Origin of the sequence: Ruegeria lacuscaerulensis, from assembly GCF_013034685.1 — a bacterium.
Taxonomy (GTDB): Bacteria; Pseudomonadota; Alphaproteobacteria; order Rhodobacterales; family Rhodobacteraceae; genus Ruegeria; species Ruegeria lacuscaerulensis_B.
Window position 1 is genome coordinate 230,789 of record NZ_WQGO01000005.1, and the last position, 22,392, is coordinate 253,180.

Annotated in this window: 14 protein-coding genes; 5 read left to right on the forward strand and 9 right to left on the reverse strand. The window is 57.1% G+C overall.

Features of this window, described 5'->3' with window-relative positions; translation table 11 throughout:
* Nucleotides 1–8: 8 nt before the first annotated feature.
* Nucleotides 9–3,884 carry a beta strand repeat-containing protein gene (locus tag GOV80_RS14610; RefSeq protein WP_237215857.1) on the reverse strand — a complete coding sequence of 1,292 codons (3,876 nt, stop codon included), beginning with the start codon at nt 3,882–3,884 and terminating at the stop codon, nt 9–11.
* A gap of 156 nt (nt 3,885–4,040) precedes the next feature.
* On the opposite strand from GOV80_RS14610, the gene GOV80_RS14615 reads away from it, so the two are divergent.
* Complete coding sequence (locus tag GOV80_RS14615; RefSeq protein ID WP_170785814.1) at nt 4,041–6,092, forward strand: dockerin type I domain-containing protein; 2,052 nt, start codon at nt 4,041–4,043, stop codon at nt 6,090–6,092.
* A gap of 5 nt (nt 6,093–6,097) precedes the next feature.
* On the opposite strand, the gene GOV80_RS14620 is transcribed toward GOV80_RS14615, so the two are convergent.
* Both GOV80_RS14620 and GOV80_RS14625 read right to left on the reverse strand, forming a co-directional pair.
* The gene (locus GOV80_RS14620) at nt 6,098–7,411 is read right to left on the reverse strand and encodes an HlyD family type I secretion periplasmic adaptor subunit (protein ID WP_170773363.1); all 1,314 of its coding nucleotides are present in this window, start codon (nt 7,409–7,411) and stop codon (nt 6,098–6,100) included.
* Complete coding sequence (locus GOV80_RS14625; protein ID WP_170773364.1) at nt 7,411–9,150, reverse strand: type I secretion system permease/ATPase; 1,740 nt, start codon at nt 9,148–9,150, stop codon at nt 7,411–7,413. The genes GOV80_RS14620 and GOV80_RS14625 overlap by 1 nt, the downstream gene beginning before the upstream one ends.
* Nucleotides 9,151–9,446: 296 nt before the next feature.
* On the opposite strand from GOV80_RS14625, the gene GOV80_RS14630 reads away from it, so the two are divergent.
* Both GOV80_RS14630 and GOV80_RS14635 read left to right on the forward strand, forming a co-directional pair.
* The gene (locus tag GOV80_RS14630) at nt 9,447–10,781 is read left to right on the forward strand and encodes an SWIM zinc finger family protein (RefSeq protein ID WP_170785816.1); all 1,335 of its coding nucleotides are present in this window, start codon (nt 9,447–9,449) and stop codon (nt 10,779–10,781) included.
* Nucleotides 10,778–13,468, forward strand: a complete 2,691-nt coding sequence (locus tag GOV80_RS14635) for a DUF6493 family protein (RefSeq protein ID WP_170785818.1) — start codon at nt 10,778–10,780, stop codon at nt 13,466–13,468. Before GOV80_RS14630 ends, GOV80_RS14635 begins: the two co-directional genes overlap by 4 nt.
* Nucleotides 13,469–13,481: 13 nt before the next feature.
* On the opposite strand, the gene GOV80_RS14640 is transcribed toward GOV80_RS14635, so the two are convergent.
* From GOV80_RS14640 to GOV80_RS14660, 5 genes are read right to left on the reverse strand one after another with little or no spacing between them, the layout of a single operon-like run.
* Nucleotides 13,482–14,387 (reverse strand): SMP-30/gluconolactonase/LRE family protein, encoded by a 906-nt coding sequence (locus GOV80_RS14640; RefSeq protein WP_170785820.1) that lies wholly within the window; start codon nt 14,385–14,387, stop codon nt 13,482–13,484.
* Nucleotides 14,384–15,361: an ABC transporter permease gene (locus GOV80_RS14645; protein ID WP_336510167.1), complete on the reverse strand. Its 978-nt coding sequence runs from the start codon at nt 15,359–15,361 to the stop codon at nt 14,384–14,386. The genes GOV80_RS14640 and GOV80_RS14645 overlap by 4 nt, the downstream gene beginning before the upstream one ends.
* Nucleotides 15,358–16,284 carry an ABC transporter permease gene (locus tag GOV80_RS14650; protein ID WP_170785822.1) on the reverse strand — a complete coding sequence of 309 codons (927 nt, stop codon included), beginning with the start codon at nt 16,282–16,284 and terminating at the stop codon, nt 15,358–15,360. Before GOV80_RS14650 ends, GOV80_RS14645 begins: the two co-directional genes overlap by 4 nt.
* The gene (locus GOV80_RS14655) at nt 16,281–17,753 is read right to left on the reverse strand and encodes a sugar ABC transporter ATP-binding protein (protein ID WP_170785824.1); all 1,473 of its coding nucleotides are present in this window, start codon (nt 17,751–17,753) and stop codon (nt 16,281–16,283) included. Before GOV80_RS14655 ends, GOV80_RS14650 begins: the two co-directional genes overlap by 4 nt.
* Nucleotides 17,754–17,756: 3 nt before the next feature.
* Entirely contained in the window at nt 17,757–18,770 is a 1,014-nt protein-coding gene (locus GOV80_RS14660; protein WP_170785826.1) for an ABC transporter substrate-binding protein, read from the reverse strand.
* 224 nt (nt 18,771–18,994) lie between these two features.
* Between GOV80_RS14660 and GOV80_RS14665 the strand changes: the two genes are divergently transcribed.
* Together GOV80_RS14665 and GOV80_RS14670 are read left to right on the forward strand one after the other, a co-directional pair.
* Nucleotides 18,995–20,185, forward strand: coding sequence for a GAF domain-containing sensor histidine kinase (locus GOV80_RS14665; RefSeq protein ID WP_170773371.1), 1,191 nt, complete (start codon nt 18,995–18,997; stop codon nt 20,183–20,185).
* Nucleotides 20,182–20,913 (forward strand): response regulator transcription factor, encoded by a 732-nt coding sequence (locus GOV80_RS14670; protein WP_170773373.1) that lies wholly within the window; start codon nt 20,182–20,184, stop codon nt 20,911–20,913. Before GOV80_RS14665 ends, GOV80_RS14670 begins: the two co-directional genes overlap by 4 nt.
* Before the next feature lie 9 nt (nt 20,914–20,922).
* On the opposite strand, the gene GOV80_RS14675 is transcribed toward GOV80_RS14670, so the two are convergent.
* Entirely contained in the window at nt 20,923–22,338 is a 1,416-nt protein-coding gene (locus tag GOV80_RS14675) for an FAD-binding oxidoreductase (protein ID WP_170785828.1), read from the reverse strand.
* Nucleotides 22,339–22,392: the final 54 nt, after the last annotated feature.

The following is a 22,392-nucleotide window of genomic DNA, read 5'->3' on the forward strand; positions in this document are numbered from 1 at the left end:
TCGTTGGATCAGGCGGATGCGCCAGTTGGGTCGGTGTGCAGGATATTGTCGGGGGACAAACCGCTTAGGTCGTCCAGCCCTGTGAATTCTGCAACTGTTTCAACCGATGCTGCATTTGGTGCGCTGTATTCGACATGGACCAACACGCTGTCATTGCCATCTGTCGCCATGACATAGATTTCGTCACCCGCTTGCAGATCGCTCAAACTCTCGACAGCGTTTTCAATTGTGCCTGCGCTCAAATCTACCAAAACGGTCGTAAGACCCACGAAACCAGTATTTGTGCCAACGGCGTCTCCCAGTTCCAGGGTTTCGAAATTAGTTCCGTCTCCCCGCAGTGTGGTACTGTCGAACCCATTGAACATAATCGCATCTGTGACCTCAGCCTTTGCGCCGAGCGTAAAGCCCGTAATGGTGTCCACGCCGTTCGCTGCTGGCGTAGCTTCGAAGACCACGACATCCCGCCCTGCGTTCGATACGTCTATGGTGTCGTTTCCTCCGAAACCTTGCAGGAAATTATCGACGGCGTTTGCGGTGAGCGTATCGTCTCCTCCATTGCCCAATTGGTAGACCGAAGGACCACCGTCGGGCGTATCTATGGTCAGAATGATTGGTTTGGAAGGATCAACGACAGCCGCGGTAAATGTCACAACGGGTTGTGACAGGTCCGAATAGGTCGTTGCGACCCCCGCGATGTTGACAGCTGATGCTCCGACTGGATTGGTCAGGAAAAGCCCGAAATCACTGTTCTCGGAAATGGAGGTAGGGTTGATTGTGACAACGGCCGGATCAAATCCGATTTCTGCTGTGACGGCCAGCCCGCCCGAGATATCGCGGTTCGGGTCGGCGTGAATTTGGAATATCACTGAAGAACCATCGTTGCTGACTTCCGAGATTGTGTATGCGGCGGGTAAATACGCGGTTGTTGTATCCGTTGTGGGTGCGGGATCCGGCCCACCCGTAACTGTTGCCTGAACTTGAAAAGTGAGGTCGTCACCAGCGTTTAGACCAGCAAAGTCGCTTGAAGGGACCGGCAAAGACCATGTCCCGTCTGCGCCAACCGAGGCTGTCCCCACAGGTGTTCCGTTCAGGGTTACACTAACAGTCTGTCCTGCTGTAAGACCTATCGAACTTCCAGAGACTGTGAGTCCCGTACTCTGCGCGTCTGCGAGCAAGACCGATCCGTTGGTACCCGTGGAATTCAAGGATAGTATCGGGCGGAAATCCGTCGTTATCGCTGCCGTCGCCGGTGTCGCCGGATTGCCTGCCAAATCAGCGACATTTGCGCTTATGGTGAAGGCTGTTGTGTCTGCCAGGCTGCCGAGATCTCCAGAAGGGATGGTCGCGCTCCAACTTCCCGAAGCAACCGTGGCGACATAGTCCTGACCGTTCAGAGAGACCGTAACAGTTTGCCCATCCTCAGCGGTCGTGGTGCCGGATACCGTCAGGTCCGAGCCCCTTTCCGCGATGTCCAGCGTAGATCCGACAGCTAACGGGTCAATCGCTATGACAGGCGCTGAAAAATCGGTATCGAAAGTGCTGGTGTCGGCTGCAGTATTGCCTGCCGCGTCGGAAACAGAGGCGGATACGGTGTAGGAGTCCGTGTCTTGTAATGCAGTCAGGTCAGAAGGTGTCGCGGTAAACGACCAGCTTCCCGAATTCACAGTGGCGGTCCCTGCGACATCTACGGTGCCATCCCCCCGGACAATTTGGACGGAAACGACAGCTCCGTCGCCCGCATCGGAGGTGCCGGAAACCACGAGGTTGGTACTAAGTTCTGCGAAGTTCAGAGCAGGCCCGTCCGAAAGTGAAGTCACGTTGATTGAGGGTGCGGAAAAGTCGGTGTCAAAGCTGCTTGTGGCTCGTACAGCTGGGTTTCCGGCCTCGTCGGAAACATCAGCGGTGACGGCGATGGTTGCGCCGTCCGATAGGGCGGCTACGTCACTCGCAGGAGCAGTTGCTGTCCATGCGCCGCCAGATACCATAGCGGTGTAGGATTGGCCTCCGAGATTGACGGTGACCGTTTGCCCGTCTTCGGCGTTGGTGGTGCCAGTGATTGTCAGATCCGTACCCCTCTCGGATGCATTCATGACAGCGCCAGCCGAAAAACTGTCGATGCTAAGGGTCGGCGCGGTGACGTCCTTGACGATGGCCGTGCTGGCTTGCGGTGCTATCAATCCATCCGTGTCAGACACATCTGCTGTGATGGAAAATGTTCCGCCATCGGTCAATGCGCCGAGATCGGATGCAGGGATAGTAACGTTCCATACTCCACTTGTGACCGTACCTGTATAGGTCTGGCCGTCCAGTGTGACGGTTACGGTTTGACCATCCTGAACATTTGCCGTCGTCCCGGAAATTGTCAGGTCTGATGTCACTTCCGCCGTGTTCAGTGCGTCGCCAACGGGGAGGGTTGCGATCGAGATCGATGGCCCGGTCAAGTCGACCGGAATAGATGCGTTGACCAAGGTAGAAATGTTGCCAGCCGCATCTGCTACTGAAACGCCAATTGCGACAGGTGTGCCGGTCGACAGTCCGCTTAGGTCCGCGGCGGGGATTGTGACAGTCCAGTTTCCTCCGGATGCGGTGCCCGTGTAGATCTGCCCATTGAAGTCAAGCGAGACTATTTCGCCATCCGCAGCCGTGGTCGTCCCGGTAATATTAAGGTCACTCCCTACGTCAATCAGGTCGATGGATCCGCCAGCTACCGGATTGAGGGTCAACGTGGGCGCGGTGAAATCCGTTTCAAAGCTGCCTGTTGCCTGTGGCGCAGGGTTGCCCGCAGCGTCTGTCACATCTGCAGTTACCGAAATAGTTGTTCCATCTGGCAAAGCTGACAGGTCTGCCGCTGGTATTGTCGCTGTCCATTGGCCTGCGTTCACCGTGGCTGAATAGACTTGTCCGTTGACGGACACCGTGATGGTTTGCTCGTTTTCAGCGTCCGAAGTTCCGGATACGGTAAGGTCGTTTCCTTGCTCAATGGCGTTCACAACCGCGCCGTGCGAGAAATCGGTTATTGCCAGCGTCGGAGGAATTGTATCGACATTGAAGGTCACGTTTTCGACCGCCAGTTCGTTCCCGTCGCCGTCAAGATGACGGATCGTAACGGTGTTGACACCTTGGGGAAGGTTTGCCGCTTGGTCGGGTGTCAGTGCAACGTTCCAGCTTCCGTCTGGTTCGGGCTCCACCGATACGGAAACGGATCCGATCGACACTTCAATATCTGTTGTCCCATCGGGCGTGGCCGAATTTAGTGCGGTGCTGCTCAGCGCGTTGGATTGGGCTCCTGCCAAATTCAGGTGGGGAAATGTTGGTGCCGGAGCGGGATCATCGCCCCCGCCTCCGCCCCCGCCGCCTGCAGCAGCGGCCGCCCCGGCCAAACCAAGTCCACCTAGTGCGGCAGCGCCAACCCCACTGATGCCACTTGCGGCAGCCGCGCCGCCCGCTTCTGCGGCCAGGCTGAACTGCGCAATCTCAGCCACGATATCTTCCGCGATCATGATTGCACCACTATCGAGAATCTGGATGTTCTCTGCCGCTACGATCATCGATTTCCCGTTCGCCAATACAACCAGGACATCGCCATCTTTCAGCAGTTTGACCGATCTGACACCTGGGATGGTTTCGGCGAATTGAAAGGCGTAAAGCTCTTCGATCGTGGCTTGCCCCAGAGCAGGCAGCGCCATCAGCGTTGAGCCCAACCCACCTGCAAGACCCCGACCTGCCCAGCGGCGCATTTTGTCATCAAGCCAACGACGAATCTGCGCTTTGTCCTCGACCCCGGTCTCGGGGTTGTTCGCGTGGCGATTGGAATCGTGGTCTTTGGTCATCTTACCCTCACATGTGGTGTCCGCGTCCGCCCAAGGGGTCCAGCTCTTGTTCATCTGTTTTGCCCTCCAGTGACTCATGCGGTCGGACCAGAAAAAATTGAGTTAAACTGATGCCGAACTTCGCGTTTTCACCACATTTGTGCTTTGGTTTCGGACCGGGCATCAGATCATCCTGTCATTAAAGCCAAGTGTGGCACGGGGTGATTTGACATGATGCTTCAGTTCGAAGGCATGGTTGCAACGGGAAGCGTAGCGCTCGATTCAGGTATCAGCGATACGGCTTTAAAAACGTTTAACGCGGACACGTTTCTATACAGCGTGACGGGCCCTGGAGGCGGCATCACGGTTTGGAAGCTGCTAGAAGGCATTGTTCCGCAACAGCAAGACATTCAATATTACAGCGGGACGATTTCGCAACAAATAGGCAATAGTGCCGAGCTCGTGACGCTTGCCGGTAGTGACCAACTGATTCTGGATGTCGATTTGGCCACGGGATTGCTAGGATACACACTTAATCCAGATGGAACTGTCGGAACGTTACAGACCACCGACAGTCTGATCGGGGGCGGAGATGTTTCCGCGCTTGTGCAATACTCGGTTGAGACGGGTGGAGTGCTGGCCTTGGCCCATGAAGATACGGGTCACATCTCGACCTATCTAGTGAATCCGGACGGAAGTCTGACGGTGTCGGGATCCGTCGCCGGTCGCGCCGACTCGATGGAGGTCATTCAATTTGGCAGTGAGAATGTCGTGGTGGCCTCTGATGCAGAGACGGATTCCATCGCGATTTACACAGTGGATTCCGCCACGGGGGGACTGTCAGAAGTTGATAACAGCGATGCGCTGAACCAACTGGGCATTGCAGTGCCTACCGCGGTTGACGTGGTGCAAGCGTACGGTCAGTCATGGGTCGTCGTCGCCGGGGCGCAGAGCAATTCCATCAGCTTGATGAAGCTGGATGCCTCGGGTTCGCTTGTACCCACGGATCACGTGTTGGATTCGTTGCACACGCGGTTCGAAACCCTTCAGGACATGTCCGTCATCGAGGTGGACGGCCATGTGTTCTTAGTGGCTGGGGGAGGCGATGACGGGGTCACACTTTTCACGATGACACCGGGCGGGCAACTGGTTTACCTGGGCAGTTTTGCCGACACGTTGGACACCGGACTACAAAATGTTGAGACAGTGATCACGGCTCATGTCGGGGATGAGCTGCAAATATTTGCCTCCTCACAACAGGATGGTGGTCTGACGCAATTGACAGTTGACCTCTCTGATCTGGGGATCGTGCAGGAAGGGTTTGGCACGATCACTGGCACAAATCAAAACGACATGCTTAACGGAGGTATTCTCGACACGAATTTGTCGGGTGGGGCGGGAGATGACATCCTGATCGCCGGTGCCGGAGCCACGGAGATGACCGGTGGGGCCGGAGCGGATATTTTCGTCATGCAGCATGGCAGCGCCCCTGTGATCATTACTGATTTCGAGGCGGGTACAGACCGTCTGGACATGTTCGATTTCCCACTGCTGCGCACGCCGGATCAACTTACATTCACGGCTACAGGTCAGGGGGCCTGGATAGAGTTTCTGGACACTACGGTCGAACTCATATCCGCTGCGGGAGGTCCATTGTCCGAGCAACAGGTATTCGGCGCGGGCTTTGGTGGCCCCGATCATATACCCGTGGACCTGGGGACTTTGGGGGGTCTGGACCCCGGTAGCTCGGATGGTGTTCTGGGCGATATCTCGATCGATTCCCAAACGCAGAATCCGGCTTTGGCCAATGCAGAAATCCAGTTAGCGCTCGAAGGCGGGGGCATTTTGACCGTGCGCGCGGACGAGAATGGTGTATTCGACTTTGACCTCCCTCCTGGGATGTTCTCGGGTGAATTTGACGTGATCAAGGGCTATTCAACAGCAAGTGCCGATATCAATGCCCTAGACGCGCTTCAGGTTTTGCGTATTTCCGTCGGGCTTGAACCAACATGGGGACCGGCCTCGGCCGAGAATCTGATTGCGGCCGACATCACGCAAGACGGCACTGTAAATGCGTTGGACGCGCTGGCGATTTTGCAGGTTTCTGTTGGGCAATCTACCCCACATTCGCCGGAATGGGTGTTCTTGGACGATGATGCGGATCTCAGCGGCATCACGCCGAACAATGTGTCCTACGAAACAGGGGTCGATATCGTTGCCGTAGACAACGTGATCACCGCAGATATGACCACTATCCTGCTTGGCAATATTGAACAGGCCTAGCCGCTCTATTCCCGGAACGCCCTGTTGAAATAGTCCGACAATGGTTTGACCAGATAGGACAGAGGCGTACGCTCATCTGTTTTAATCATGGTTTCGACGGGCATTCCGGGGAGCAGTTCCTGACCGTTCAGACGGCCAAGCTGTCCTTCATTTGGTACAACTTCGGCGCGATAAAAGGTCAGCCCGGTGTTGTCATCGGTAAAAGCATCAGCCGAAACGTTGATGACTTGCCCTTCGATTTCTGGTGTTTCACGCTGATTGAACGCGGTGAATCGCAGCAGGACAGGCTGTCCCACGTGCAGCTGATCGACATGAATAGCGTCCACGCGCGAGGCTACCAGTAAAGGTGTGTCCAAGGGCACCACATACATCATAGGCTCGGCGGGTTGGACCACGGATTGCAACGCGAAAACCTGACTGCCATAGACGACCCCTGTCACCGGTGCGCGAATATCCAGCCTGGACAGACGCACGGTCAGGGACAGGCGTCGCTCGGCCAGTTCAGCGATCTGTGCCTGAACATCGCGCAGGGTCGATATCGCCTCTTCTCGGCGGGCTGCTTTCAGCTCGACAATCTGGATCTCGGTTGCCGCGATCTGCCCGCGCAAACGGGCGATATTGGCCTCTAACCGGCCGATATCCCCGGTCAGGCTGGCCTCTTCCCGCAACAGCGCCGAGACCCTGCTGGCCTGTGTCAGGCCCCGATCGAACAAGCTCTGCTGATCTTCCAGCTCCTCCCGGATCAACTCGACTTGACGGCGCAGAGAGATAAGCTGAGCCTCCGTACCTTCAATCTCGCTTTCCGTCTGAATGCGTTGCTTCCCGAGCTGCTCGGCTTGTTGACTTAATGTGTCCAACCGGGCCTCGAACAAACGTTGCTGGCCGCCGACTAGTTCGGGTTCGATGGCCTCTTGCCGTTCCAATTCGTCCAGACGTGCGCGCAACTCCTGTGCCGGGATGCCGTCACGTTCCGCTTCCAGTCGGGCTTTGCGGGCCAAAAGCTCGAACAGTTGAGTTTCTACGATGATTTTCTCAGATTTCAGAAAAGTACCGTCCAACCGGATTAACAGATCGCCCTGCTGAACCTCGTCACCGTCGCGCACGAAAATCTCTCCGACCACGCCGCCGTCGGGGTGCTGAACGACCTGCCGGTTGCTTTGAACTTCGATCGTCCCCTGCGAAATAATGGCCCCTGCAAGTCGGGTCTGTACGGCCCAGATTCCCAAACCGCCAACCAGAATGGCCAAGGCGACAAACCCCACCATCGCCGGAAATGTGATGCGCCAAACAGGACGCGTATCAGAGCTGCTTTTTTGCATCAATTCCCCGCCTGACTGAGGCCGCGTTTGATCGCACCAGCGTTTTGGACCATGGCTCCCAGCACCTCGTCGCGGGCACCGGACTTGATGATCTGTCCACGTTCGACAACGATCAGGTTTTCACATTCCGAAATTGCCTGCGGACGATGCGTCATGATTATCACGGATTTCCCAGCTGCCTTGAAGCCGCGCACTGCGGTGTTCAGCGCCTCTGTCCCATCGGCGTCCAAGGCCGAGTTCGGTTCGTCCAAAATCAAAAGTACCGGGTCCCCGTAGAGGGCGCGCGCCAGAGCGATCCGCTGTTTTTGACCACCTGAAAGCTGGCTATCGTTGCCTTCAAGAAACGTGTCATAGCCTTTTGGCAGCGTTAGGATCAGCTCATGCGCGTTCGCTTTTCGGGCAGCTTCAACCACGGCCTCGGCGTCCGGGTTTTCCGACATTCGTGCGATGTTTTCCGCAACAGTGCCATTGAACAGGGTCACGGTCTGCGGCAGATAGCCGATATGCTGGCCCAGATCGGTCGGGTCGTATTGATCCAACGTCGCACCGCCCAAGCGGATTTCGCCGACCGCCGGATGCCACAATCCCAGCAAGGCTTTGGCTAGTGTCGATTTGCCCGAACCGCTGCGCCCGATCACGCCCAGAGCGCTGCCCGGTGCCAGGTTTAGGGAAATGTTGCGCAAAGTTGGTTTTTCCGCACCCGGTGGAATGACGGTTAGTCCCTTGGCCGTCAACCGGGCCTCGGGAACAGGCAGCTTGGTACGAGGCGTTTCAGGTGGAGTTGAATCCAGAAACTCGTTCAGAGACCCCCAGGCTGTTCGGGCACGTTCGATCATCGCCCATTGGCCAATTGTCTGCTCGATCGGAGCCAGCGCGCGACCCAGCAGAATAGAGCCAGCAATCATCGCGCCCGGTGTCAACTCGTTGCGCAGAACCAGCCAGGCTCCCAAAGCCAGCATAGCGGATTGCAGGAACAGTCGCAGTGATTTGGTCAGTGAGGTAAAACTGCCAGTCCAGTCGCTGGCTGCGATTGTCTGATGCAATGCATTGGTGCGTTGTTTTTGCCAACGCTGAATGATGTCCTTCTGCATCCCTTGAGAGCGTACAATTTCCGCCGCTTGCCGCGCGTGTTCGGAAAAGGAATTCGCCTGTGCCGAAGCCGATTGCGCCGTGGCCACCTTGCGCCGTGTCAGCGCTTGGTTCAGCAATGCTATAGTCACCAGAAATGCTCCGCCGCCTACGGCAAGCCATCCCAGCATCGGGTGGAACAGGAAGATGGCAGCCATGAAAACCGGTGTCCACGGAATGTCCATCACAGCCAACAATACCGGCGATGAGCAGAGGTTTTGAATGGCTTCCAAATCCCGCAAACCTGTTGAAGGCGCAGCCCGGACCTGAGGATTCAAAGATCGTTGTAACGTCGCCTCGAACACACGTTCGTCCAGGGTCGACTGGAATCGGGCACCAAAACGGGCCACGATACGGCCCCTGGCATAGTCCAGCATTGCCATCAACCCGTACAAAAGCGCCACTAACAGGAAAAGAGCAGTCAATGTTTCGACCGCGCGCGACCCCAGAACGCGGTCGTAAACCTGCAGCATGAACAACGGTCCGGTCAGCATCAGCAGATTCACGAAAATGCTGAACAAGAAGGCGAGCGTCAGAAAGGCTGATCCCTGATTGCGAACTTTGCGCAGCTCGTGTTGTGGAGGTTGAGAGAAACGGCTTGCTGGCTTCACGAGTAGGACTTTCGACGACAATGCTGTTTTGACTCTAACGCACCACAAAGACAGTTAAAATGCATGGGTTGTGAGATAGAGCGGAACACTGCCGCAAAAGCTACATCAAACACACAGTGATGGGAATGATCGGACCGCCGCGGATCAGACGCCGTTGCTCCCCTGACGATTCCGGAATTGCGGCGATAATGTCTCACGACGCCCTCGGGCCGTTTCGGTCAGTTGAATAGCGGTGCAATCGGCGTCTACGATGAATCGGAACAAATTGATTAGTTTTTAAGTTCCGGTATCCGGAGATGAGAGAACTCGACTACACGTATCACTATGCGGGCCGGTCATCTCTGACCGGAATGTCATCTCAGCAGAAGCTGAGTCTGGTGGCTGATCAGTCCGATCCAGATGCTTCTCAGGATTTCCTGATCGCACACGCCAAACACCCTCTGATCACGGCTAGGTCTTTGCGCGCGGTTTCCGATATCGTCGGCAGCCGCTTTTACGTCCCACCCGCGATGCTGGCCCGGATTCTGCGCGAAGCGGACCCAGTGGTCACAGTAGGGCACGAAACCGTGCGGTTTGAGGGGTTTTCAGCTTGTTGCAGCACCTATGCCCGTCTGGACATAGATGAGGCCGCGCTAGACGCCGAACAGCGTCGCACAGGGACAACCAATGTGGATTTTGGCCCCAACTTGAGGGCTATGCTGGCCCAGGTTTCGCCCGACAGCCAGTTGCAGATCTCGATTGGGCCCAAAGCCGTGGCCCTGACACATGATGACAACCGACTCGTCGAACGAAAAGTACCGCTTCCCTTGCGCTGGTTGAAGGGATTTGCCGAGGTGCAGAGCCATATGGCTGGTATGGTACCCGCTCTTTCATTGGCCCCGACACCAGCACAGAAATTTTTGCGCAGTTTGCCGCGATCGAAATCGGATTATCTGGTTTGGGTATCGGCTCAGGGGAAACGGGTCAGAGCAACAACCCGAGCTTCGCTGGGTAGCGTGCCGTTGCGCGGTGGTCATCGGTTAAACGTGTTGCTGTCTCTGGTTCCCAAGGCGAAGACGCTGCGTGTTTTTTTCAACGAAGGTCTGAAAAGTTCGGCCTGGGTTTTGGATTTTGCTGGGCAGCGTTTGTGTCTGGTCTTGAATTCAGATCCTTGGCGCGGGTTTTCAGGCGACGGGCAGTTGCTCTCTGAACTCACGACCGAGGCCGAGAAAACGGCTGCAGTAACCGCGCAATTGAACTGGCAGGACCGGCTTGATCCCAATATCCTGGCACCCCTCATCAACGCCTCACCGCACGAGGTGCACATCGCGCTGTGCCAATTGGCTGCGTTGGGTCGTGTAGGTTATGATCTTTGGTCGCAAACCTGGTTTCACCGAGAACTCCCCTTTGGCTTCGAGCGCGTCAGATCTTTGAATCCAAGGCTGAAAGCCGCCGCAAACCTGGCGGACAACGGAGCGGTCGCATTGTCCCAAAACTATGCGGATGTGAAAAGTGGCGATGTTACGCATCGGGTTCGCTTTGCCGAGGACGGGCACAGCTGCACATGCCCGTGGTTTGCTGCCAATGGCCATACGCGTGGTCCCTGCAAACACATTTTAGCCGTCGAACTGATGATGGAGCGCCAAGCGTGACTGAACAGGAGTTTCTGACCCTGATTACAACGCGCACTGCGCGCTATGTTCTAAAGGCCCTCGCAAAGATGTCGGAGGCGGATCGAAGGCCATTTGCCCGGCATGCGCTGAAGACGCAAAAAGCTTATGAAAAGGTCTGGTGGGAAGCGCAGATGAAAGGCCAAAAGCCGCTCAAAGCATTTGCCAAAGACGGCGAAGCATTGGGGATCGCCGTGATTGCCACCGCCAGACCCTCGGAATATGCCTGTGGGGATTGGCGTATCTTGCCGCAATCCCTTCCTTTGGACGAAGTGTTTGCGCAGCTTAAGCTCAGTTGGATCGACGCCTGGGCCGAGGCTGCGGTTGAAGACAATCCCCGCCTGATCGACGCGGTACATTTGTTGAACCGAAAACGGTTGTGCTCAATCCCTCAGACGGACGCCTATATTCTTGGCTACTACGCCATTCAGGCGGGCGTTCCCGACAACGCGCGGGATCAGTTTTTGTCTCAGGATGTCTGGCGGTTCTTCGAGGTTGAAGGCGGTGGTGATCTCAGCCTTGCTGCGCATGACAAATATTCAGGACCCCGCGCAGGATGGGCGGATGTTTTGCGAGCTCTGAGCGAAAACGGTGACCTGGACCGACAGCGCTTGTTGGATAGCTCACTAGAGGCCCTGAAGCGGGATTTTGCGCAGTTTCGCGCGGGTTGGTACTCGCGGTTTCATACAGCGCTAGAACCGAGCGATGCTGAAATCGTTGAGCGCGTGGATCAGTACCTCGGCCTCCTCAATAGTGCGGTTCCCCCGACAGTGGCGTTTGCGGTCAAGGCGTTGAAGCGCGTCGACAAATGTGGTGAACTTGACGCAAAGGCCCTGCTCGACGCGATTGAACCTGCTTTGCAAAGCCACCAGAAATCGACGGCTTTGAATGCGTTAAGTCTTTTGAAATCCTGCGCCAAACGCAATCCGGATAGGGTAGCCGAAATTGCCGAAACCGCCACCTCGTCTTTGATATCAGAGGTTGGGGATGTGCAAACGCGGGCGGTGGATCTGATAGAAAGCCTCGGTCAGATGCATAATGCCGGGGTTCAGACGGCGATGGCGGACTATCTGGATGTGGTGACGCCGACGGTCCGCGCGCGGCTTGTTGACACCGCACCTTTGGCCGAAGCGGAAATCACCGACTTTCCCGTTCCTAGACCTGAGCCGTTTGAGCCTGTTTCCTCCGTAGATGAGGCGGTTTCGGCATATCTGGCCCTCCTGGAGGATTGCCATGACCCCTTCCTGATCGAGCAGGCATTTGATGGAATAGCGCGGTTCGGAGCCGAGGCTGCCCCGCTACTTGGCCCTCTAAAAAAGCGGGCAAATCAGATCAGAACGCGCGATCTCGAGGGCGGTTTTAGTCCGGGTAAGTATTTTCAGCGACCTATTTCGGTTGCGGGATTGAGCTGGGCCAACGGGTCCGATTTCGATGCCGAACTGCAACCCTATCTAGAGCCACGATATTCCGGTCACCAACCCTTGGGTATTTCGCCCCATAGTTTCGAAGGGATATTCGCGGCGCGCGCCAAAGAGCTGTTGTCTTTCGTTCAGGCGGGCCATTCGGTTCCGATGCTCTCGGCCCCTTCCGACAATCGCGGATGTGTTGACCCATTGCGTTTGATTGACAGGCTGGAACATTACCGTGGCCTGGGTGTTCGGCCGGGGGCCATGGATTTCAGGCTTGCGATCCTGCGACTGGGGTCGGAAGGGCGCGAAAAGGCGTTGGCGGCTCTAAACCCGCAGACCGAAGCAGAGCGTGCGTTGGGATATGCCTTGGGCGGTGAGTTCAGGCCTGAGACAGATTGCCAACTCTGGGCTATGGCCTGGCAGGGGCGCCGACCGATTGAGGCCGACCCCAATATCCAGCGTTTGGTTGGGGGTACTATTCCCGGTCTGGGTACTCCTGCAGAGTATCGTTTCACGGCCAAAATCCGGCGTATCGACGAGTATTTCTGGCCGCAGCCCAACGTCTCTATTTTACCGAAAATGCCGGGTGATGTTGATCCGAGTTTGGGTTTTGCCCTGCCTGCGAAATTCGAACACTGCTATGGAAGCGATCCTGGTGCCAGCTGGCTGCTAGGACTGAACCCGTGGGCAGTATTGATGAACCCAACGCAGCCAGAGTTGTATTTCGTTGCCGGTATTTTCGATCTGGAACTGGATCAAAAGCTGACACGGCACCATTGCCTGACCTATCTGGACCCGTTTTTTCGCCCCGGATTGCAGCCGGGTAAAATGGCCCATGCGATGTTGGCGTGGTATCTGGCAAGTGCGGATGAAGGTATCGGAATGACCACCAGTGACTCAATCGCAACCTTGATTGCGCAGGGCAGATTTCAATCCGAAGAATTTGCCGACGCCGCGCGCGAGTTGGTCTTTTTCGGAGCGCTCCCCCTGCGGCGTTGGACCAAACGCATGGCGCAAGTCTCTGAGCTATCCAAAATGCACGCGCATGAGATTCAAAAAGCTTTGTCAGCGATGCTGTATGACTTGCCCGACATGCTTCCGCGCGATTTGGGCGGAATTCTGGAACTGCTCCATGAGCTTTGTGTGCTGTCAGGGTCTGGTTTGACAGCACCAAAGTCTACAGCAGCTTTGGCGGCGATCAAAGCTGGCGGAAAGACCGGTAAGTTTGCAAAGAAACTGTTGAAGCTTCATAGCCTATAGGGCCTTGAGCCCGTCAGGCCGCGGCGGAATTGACGAAGATCGAATAGACAGAGGTCGAGGCCGTGATGAACAGCATGTTCCCGCGCGTGCCCCCGAATGTTAGGTTCGCAACCGTTTCGGGCACTAGGATCTTACCCAGCAAATCTCCTGCCTTCGAAAAGACATGCACCCCGTCTGCTGCCGAGCACCAGATATTGTCGTGGCGATCCACCCGCAACCCATCCGGCAATCCGTTGTCGATGGTTGCAAACTCCTGACCGCCGCTCAGACTGCCATCCGTGTTCACGTCGAACGCTCGTAGCACTGAAGGAACTTCAGGGTCGTGGCTGCTGCCTGACTCCGCAATATAGAGCCGGTTTTCGTCCACCGAAAAGGCAAGTCCGTTGGGCTGAACGAAATCGGTGACAACCGCCGAAAGTGCCTGCCCATCCGGGCTGGCGCGATAGACAAAACTACCCTCTTGTTCCGGGGTGGCCTGATGCCCTTCCAGATTGGACAGAATGCCATAGGTCGGGTCCGTGAACCAGATGGACCCGTCCGAGCGAACCACCACGTCGTTAGGAGAATTCAGGCGCTTGCCCATGTAACTTTCGGCAATCACCTGCCGTGTGCCGTCATGTTCCGTGCGCACAACCGAGCGGCTTCCATGGTGGCAAGTAACAAGGCGACCGTTCTGATCGCGGGTGTTGCCATTGGAATATTCGGAGTGCTGACGATACACACTTGCCCCACCACCTTCGGTCCATTGGTAGATGCGGGCATGGGGTATATCCGAAAACAGCAACAGGTTATGTGCGGGAAACCAGACCGGCCCTTCTGTCCAGCGGTGCCCCGACGAGATGCGCGCAAGGCCCATATTGCTATGGATCAGATCGCGGAACTCCGGCCGGATGATGTCGTAGGTCTGCGAAAAAGTCATACGTCATATCCTTTACGGCTGGCCAATGCGACGACTCCGACGATGACAAGGCCGGTCAATATAAGCCGGACGCCAGCTCCTAATCCGTATGAGTTCAGCATTGAGACGATGAGAAACATAAACAAAGCGGCGCCCCAGATACCGGGCACGTTGGAATTTCCGCCACCAATAGACGACCCGCCGATCACGACGACCGCAATGGACATCAACATGTATTCAGTCCCCATATTCAGGTTGGCGCCCCCCGAGAAGCTGGCCAGAAGAAACCCCGCCAGCGCAGCACAGACAGCCGAGTTGACATAGACGCCAAAGCGAACGGCGTTGACGGGAACACCGCTCAGCCGTGCGGCGCGGAGGTTCTGACCGATCGCCGAGATCCACCGCCCCGCGATCGACCGTTCCAGCAAAACCCAGGCGCAAATCGCCAGCAGGATGCCAATCACGGCGACATTAGGAATTCCCAGCGCTCCGCCGGTTGCGAAATCAGCTAGCGGCTCGGGCGGTTTGATACGCAGTCCTCGGTTCGACCAGATGGCCAGTGACTGATAGAGGAAAGAGGCAGACAAGGTCGCGATGATTGGCGGGATACGCAGCAACAGGATTAAGGCGAAATTCACCAGGCCGCAGCCAATGCCGACGCCGATTGCAACCAATAGACCGGGTACGATCAGCGCGGTTTCCGAATCCATGAATTTCAACGCCAGCGTCGCCGACAATGTCATTGATGCGGGGATCGAAAGGTCAACATTGCCGGGACCCAAGGTGATCACCAGCATCTGCCCAATCCCGACGATGGCGGAAAAAGCGGCAAATGTCAGGGCGGCATAGAACAGCGACCCAGCGCCGGAACCGGCTACCAGACTGGTTGCCGCAAAAGTCAGGGCGGCGGCCACAAAGGCCCAGATCCAGGGTTTTGAGAACAAGATCCGCACAGGATTCAAGGGCTCTTCGGTGGACGAGGTATTATCGGTCACGCCGCAGCCTCCTTCCGAACGAAGAGCAGCCGCACCGCCAGAACAAGGATCAGGATCGCCCCTTGCGCTCCGATCTGCCAGTCAGGCGACAGGCGCAAGAAGGACAGGAAACTGGCTGCAAGGGTCAGGGTAAGCGCGCCGATCACCGCCCCAAACGGAGAGATGCGTCCACCGACAAACTCGCCCCCGCCCAGAATGACACCGGCAATGGACAGCAGAGTGTATCGCAGCGCAATGTTGGCATCTGCCGCTGTTGTCAGACCGACAAGGCACATTCCGGCCAGAACGCCGAACAACCCGGCCAGCCCATAGGCGGACGCGCGCAGTTTGACCAGAGACCACCCTGCGCGCTCCATCGCGCGGTCATTGCCGCCGACCCCTTGCAGGATCACGCCGACCCAGGATCGTTTGATCAGCAGGTGTACCACCAATGCGATAACTAAAGGTGCGACCACAGCAATGGGGACCAGAGGTGTCTTGTAACTCATCAACGTCTTGAGCCATTCCGGCGATGCGCCACCGGGAGAAGGTAGGATCAGAACTGCCAGCCCGCCCCAGACAAAGGACATACCCAAAGTTACGACAATGGCAGGCAACCCCCTGAACTGGATCAGAGCGCCCAAACCGGCATAAGCCAGAATGGCTGCCGCCAGGATGGCATAGCCGATCAGTGGTGTGTCGTGAACGAACGTAGCAGTCACGCAGGCGCAGAAGCTGACAAAGGTGCCAATCGACAGGTCGATATCGTTGACCATGATGATCATCATCTGGGCGATGGTCGCCAGAGCGACCGGAATCGCCAGATTGAACAGCAGGTTCAGCCCGAAATAACTCATCGCGCGCGGTTGAAGGTAGAAAACAGCCCCCAACAGCACGGCCAGCGACAAAACGGGCAGGGCGAGACGCAGGCGATCTCCGGTCATACTGCGGCCTCCTGCATTTCGAATGAGGCGGCCAGAATGTTCTCTTCGGTGATCTCATCCCCGCTGAGTTCCGCTGCAATATGCCCGGTGCGGAAGACAAACACCCGGTCGCACTCCAGAATCTCGTCCGTCTCGGTGGAATACCACAAGAAACTGCGCCCCTTGGCGGCTTCGTCGCGGATCATTTGATAGACTTCCTTCTTGGTGCCCACATCGACACCGCGCATGGGGTCGTCCATCACCACAATCGGCGCGGACGAGGCCAAGGCCCGAGCGAACAGAACTTTTTGCTGGTTCCCCCCAGAGAGAGAAAGGATGGGGTTCGATACGTTGTCGGTGCGAATTCCAATCCTCTGTTTCCAGTTCTGAACCAGATCGGATTCCTTTCCGCGATCCACCAAAATGCGGTTGCTGAATTCGGACAGGGTGGTCAAAGACAGGTTTCTGAGGATCGACCAAAGCGGCATAACCCCATCTCGCGTACGGTCACCCGCGACGAAGACCACTTCGGGATTACCCGAGGATTTCCAGACCGAAGAATGGTCGAAAAAGATTTGCGCCAGCGCTTCGGCCTGCCCATGACCGGCCAGACCGGCCAAGCCAACGATCTCACCTTGACGGGCGTTCAGGCCATTCTCTGCGCGTACAACCTCGGCGCCCAGCGTTTTGGCGGTGCGGGTTGCACCGGTATCGGTGTCATCCGGTGCCACGTGGCCCATAGCGTCCACAATGCTTTCGCGGGTGAAATTTCGGGCAGGTTGGTCATCCACGATCTGACCATCCTTCATGATCACGATCCGGGTCGACACATCGAAAATCTCGCCCATCATGTGCGAGATGAACAGCACCGCGCCACCTTCGGTACAAAAGCGTTTGATATGATCCAGCAACTGCTGCGCGATGGCCGCATCAAGTGACGAGGTCGGCTCATCCAAAATAACAAGGCTGGGTTCGCTGTCGCGGTCTGCGAAGGCGATGGCGATTTCGACCATCTGACGCTCGGCAATGGTCAAATTGCCGACAGTGGCACTTGGTTTGATGCCGTGGCCGGGAAAAACCAGATCCAGCGCGTCCTGCATTTTCTGCCGCGCCACGCGTCGCCAATTCTTGCGTGGCATGGTGCGAAATGGAATGCGTAGGTTTTCCAGCACGGTCAGGTTTGGGCAGAGCGACAGCTCCTGAAACACGCTGCGCACGCCGGATGCCTGCGCTTTTTGTCCATTGGTCAACGTGGCATCCCCGGCGCGGTAGGTCACAGCGCCCTGAGTGGGGGACAGCCGCCCGTTGATTACATTGGCCAGTGTCGACTTGCCCGCGCCATTGTGGCCGACCAATCCGATACACTCGCCCGCGGCAATTTCCAGCGTCGCTGCGCGCAACGCGTGAACGGGCCCAAAAGACATATGGGCCGCGTCCAGAGAGACAACCGGCGCAGAAACTGCGCCGGGTATCGTGTGTAAATCGCTCATTGACTACTGAGCCGACGAAATCACGTTTTTGGCCTGTTCCAACGTATATTCAACGTTGGCGACCGACCCTTTGGGCGTGGTTTTCAGCGACTCTTCCAATTCGTCCTGGGTGATGGTCAGGAAAGGCACGGTCAGGTCCTTGGGCACGTCGTTTCCGTCCAGAATCTGTTGCGCGACCCAGAAAGCAAGCGTGCTGACGCCCGGAGCAATCGACAGCGACGTGGTTTCATAGCCGTTGGCGGCTTTTTCGTCGGCCCACCACTGCAATTCGTCCTGACGGTTGCCCATGACGATGGTAGGCATCGAGCGGTCGGTGGCTCCAATGGCCTGTGCGGCGCCATAGCCGTCACCACCTTGGGTCACGACACCGACGATTTCCGGCAGGCTTGGCAGAATGCCCGCAACGGCCTTTTGCGCAACGTCCTGCGCCCAGTCGCCATGAACCGAACCTACGATCTCAAAGTTGGAGTTCTTTACCTCGTCATGAATACCCGCGCTGATTTCATCATCGACGAAGACACCGGCCAGCCCACGGATTTCCAAAAGGTTGCCGCCATCGGGATAGCGCTCTGCCAGGTATTTCACTTGTTCGCGGCCCATCTGTTGGAAGTCGACGGCGATGCGCCATGCGCAGGGCTCCTGCACGATCCCGTCAAACGAGACAACGGTGATGCCCGCGTCACATGCAGCTTTGACCGCGCCATTGATTGCCGTGGGCGAGGCTGCGTTAATGACGATGGCGTCATAGCCCTGTAGGATCATGTTCTGAATCTGGGCAGCTTGTTCGGTCGCCTGATTTTCAGAGGTGGTGAAGGCATCCGCTGCGGCAACCAAGCCTTCGGCCACGGCTGCATCCCCATTTTTCTGCCAGCTTTCCAGCATGGCCTGACGCCATGAGTTTCCGGCATAGTTGTTGGACAGCGCGATGCGTTTGTCGGATGTGTCTGCGGTGGCACCGGTGGCCGCCATTGCGGTAATCCCGGCGACAGCGCCAAGCATGATTGCCTTGAGTGTCATAGTTTCCTCCCTGGGCGGCCCCTCCGCCGCACGTTCATCGGGCCCGCTCAATCCGGCAGGCAGCGAGAGGATTCCGCGCAATGGGCAAAAGTGTAAGAGTAGGATGCGCGCAAAGATTGCGGGTTCCCGCAAAACTATTGCGGTGATCCGCATGACAGGGTGGGGTCGGACTTCTATACTGTGTTGTGCCGGTCGCCGCGGACCGGTTTTTCGAAAGTGCGTCCATGGCCGATCTTGCCTATTACCTGCGGATTTCCAATCACCTGGCAGGCAACCTCGACATCAAGTCCGCTTTACGCTCGGTCAAGTCCGAGATCGACCGCATTTTGCAGGTCGATCACCTTGACGTGTGCCTGGTTGACGACAAGGGAAACTGGAACACCAGCTACGAGGTCGGTCTGCGCACCAGTTGGAGCCGCACGCGCGCGCCTGTCGAGGTTTCTCCGGTGCGCGATATCCTGCGGGGGGAATGCGACAGCATGTTGACCGGCAACGCGCTGGAAGACCCGCGATATGTGTTCGAAGGGGCCGATTGCGAGCCGATCATCAAACATCAGATGCGCAGTCGCGTTAACGTGGCGATGAAAGTGCTGGGACGCACGATCGGTGCCTTGAACTGTTCGTCGCAGAAGCTGGATTTCTACGATGACCAGGCGGTCGAACAGGTTCGCAACATCGCCGATATTCTTGCCCCCTATTTCTATGCGTTACGGGCCAATGAACAATCGCGGCGCGAAGCGATCATGCGCGCGGAATTGCAGGCGCGCGAAGAAGGGTTACGTCTGGGCGCACTAAGCCTGACCGACGCGCTTGAGCTTGAGCGGCAGAGGATCGGCATGGATCTGCACGACCAGACGCTGGCCGATATGACCCGGATCAGCCGAGAGCTTGAGCGCTGCAAAACTCAGAAAGATATCGAAGCTGTGCGCGGGTCGATGCAAACCTGCATCCAGGGGCTGCGCGAGATTATCGACACTTCGATCCCGTCCCTGCTGGAGCTGTTCGGGTTCCAGCACGCTGTGCGCACGCATCTTGAACGGGCTGTCGGAACGGATCAGGAGATCGACATTGATGTGCGCGACCTGTCTGAAGGGTTGATTGACGATTTGCCACAGACCAAACGAATTGCGCTGTACCGCATCACTCAAGAAGCGATCAACAATGCCGTGCGGCACGCGCGGGCGTCTTCCATTCTGGTCGAGATCGAGTGCCGTGACGGGCTGCATCTATCGATACGTGACGATGGGGCCAGTTCGGCAGCCATTGAAACAGGTAAAGTTTCTGGCGGTTTGACCCATATGCGTACCCGTGCCCGGCTTATCGCGGCACAGTTTGATATCCGCTACGCCGAAGGAACTGAAATCAGCGTCAGGCTCCCGGTGTCGGAATGCCGCGGCAGAGAGGAAGTGGCATGAAGGTTCTTCTGGTCGAAGATGACGCAATGCACGCCAACTACCTCAAAGAGTTGGTTCTAGAGGCTTTGCCTGAAGCGTCCGAAATCAGTCTGGCGGCCAACGGACGCGAGGGCGAGGTCAAGGCCCGCGAAGATGGTGTCGAAGCCATCGTCATGGACCTGCGCATGAAAGAGCGCAACGGGATTGAGGCAGCCCGCACCATATGGTCCGAGCGACCGGAAACACGCATCTTGTTCTGGTCGAACTATTCGGACGAGGCGTATCTGCGCGGCATCGCCCGGATCGTCCCGAAAGAGGCCGCGTATGGCTATGTTCTGAAAACCGCCAGCCCATCGCGTATGCATTTGGCACTGAGGGCGGTCCTGCTGGAAGCCCAGATCATGGTCGACCGTGAGATTCACCAAATCCAGCGGGATCAAAGCCGGTCGGGCGAGGCGCTGACCGAGGTTGAACTGGCGATCCTGACCGATCTTGCACTGGGTCTTCCTGACAAGGCCATTGCCGCCCGCCGGAAACTGGCATTGCGCACTATCCAGAACCGTTTGCTGTCGATCTACGAAAAGCTGGACGTCAACGACCTGCTGATCGAAGCCGGAGATATTGCGATCAACAAACGCGTGCGCGCCGTGTCTAAGGCGATAACCTCGCAGATTTTGAACAACGAAGCCATCGTCGCTGCTGAAAAGGACCTAAGCGCGTGGCTGGCGCGCTCTGCCTTGTCGCTCTGAAATCTGCGCTCAGGTTGGCACGATATTGTGGTTGATCCGAAACAGGTTCTGCGGGTCGTATTGTCCTTTGATTTGACCCAGTTTTGCGCCATTGGAACCATAGGCACCAGCCATGTGATTGGCCTCATCTTCGGGCATGAAGTTCACATAGGCGCTGCCTGTGGCGTGAGGTGCCATCTGATCGTACAACGCCCGCGCCCAACTGATGCAGGTATCGTCTTTTGAGGGATCTTCCCATCGGGTGTGAACGTTCATGATGAAATGAGCGCTGCGCTCGGGATAGGCCGTTGCATCCGCGGGTACCCGCGCCATGGCACCGCCTACATGTGCGATGAACACCTCGCAAGCCGGATCAGGTAGCGTGGCGATTGCGGCAAGCAGGTCGGATGTCGCGTGGGATGTCAGCGTGCTGAAATCGTGGCTTTTCCAGTAATTGCGCGCGCCGGGCGTCAAAAGCCCATCAAAGGCCGCTTGCCAGTCCACGAATGCATGGGGCGAGATGACATCTGCAATCGGATCACCAAGACCGCGCAAGCCGGCCATAGCTTTTTCGCCGTCGGCCATTGGTCCGGCATAACACGCGGCAAAGATTAAGACCTCGCGCCCATGCCATTCTTCGGGCAAGAAGGGCAGAGGCGGGGCCTTGCGCATCACGGTCCAGACCGTCAGTTCATCCGGCGCGGAATCCGCGATTTTCACGTATTCCGGCAGTAGGTCGGGGGCCGCTTCAATCGGGTGAACGACCAAACCTGACAAGACATCGGGGCCCAGCGGATGCAGTTGGAATTCGAACGATGTGACGACGCCAAAGTTGCCACCTCCGCCCCGCAGGGCCCAGAACAAGTCAGGGTGACTTTTGGCAGATGCGGTGACGATTTCGCCTTCGGCGGTTACAACCTGGGCAGAGATCAGGTTGTCGATGGTCATCCCGAATTTCCGGGTGATCCAGCCAAAGCCGCCACCTAGTGTCAAACCAGCCGTTCCGGTGGTCGAGTTGATGCCCAATGGCACAGCCAGCGCATGGGCCTGTGTCTCGCGGTCGACATCGCCCAATACGGCGCCGGGTTCTACGCGCGCGGTTCGGTTGACCGGGTCCACATGTACCGAACGCATCTGCGACAGGTCCAACATAACCGCATCGTCGGCGACAGCATGGCCCGCGATCTGGTGACCACCCGACCGAATGGACATGGTCAACCCGGCCTCGCGCACGAAATTCACCGCTTTTTGCACGTCACTGGACCCAAGCGCGCGGATCACGAAACTTGGGTGCCGCTCCACGATGCTATTCCAGGTTGTGCGGGCCTGATCATACTCGGGACTGCCGGGCAAATGGACGCCGCCGCGCAGCGTTGCGTTCAAAGTGTCCAAGGCAGCGCGCTCGATCCGAGCGGCGCTGCCGTCCAATGTCTTGACGTCAAACATCTTAAATTCCTTCCTGGTTCAAGGAAGGTTTCTTGCCCCTGTGCCCCGCCTGTT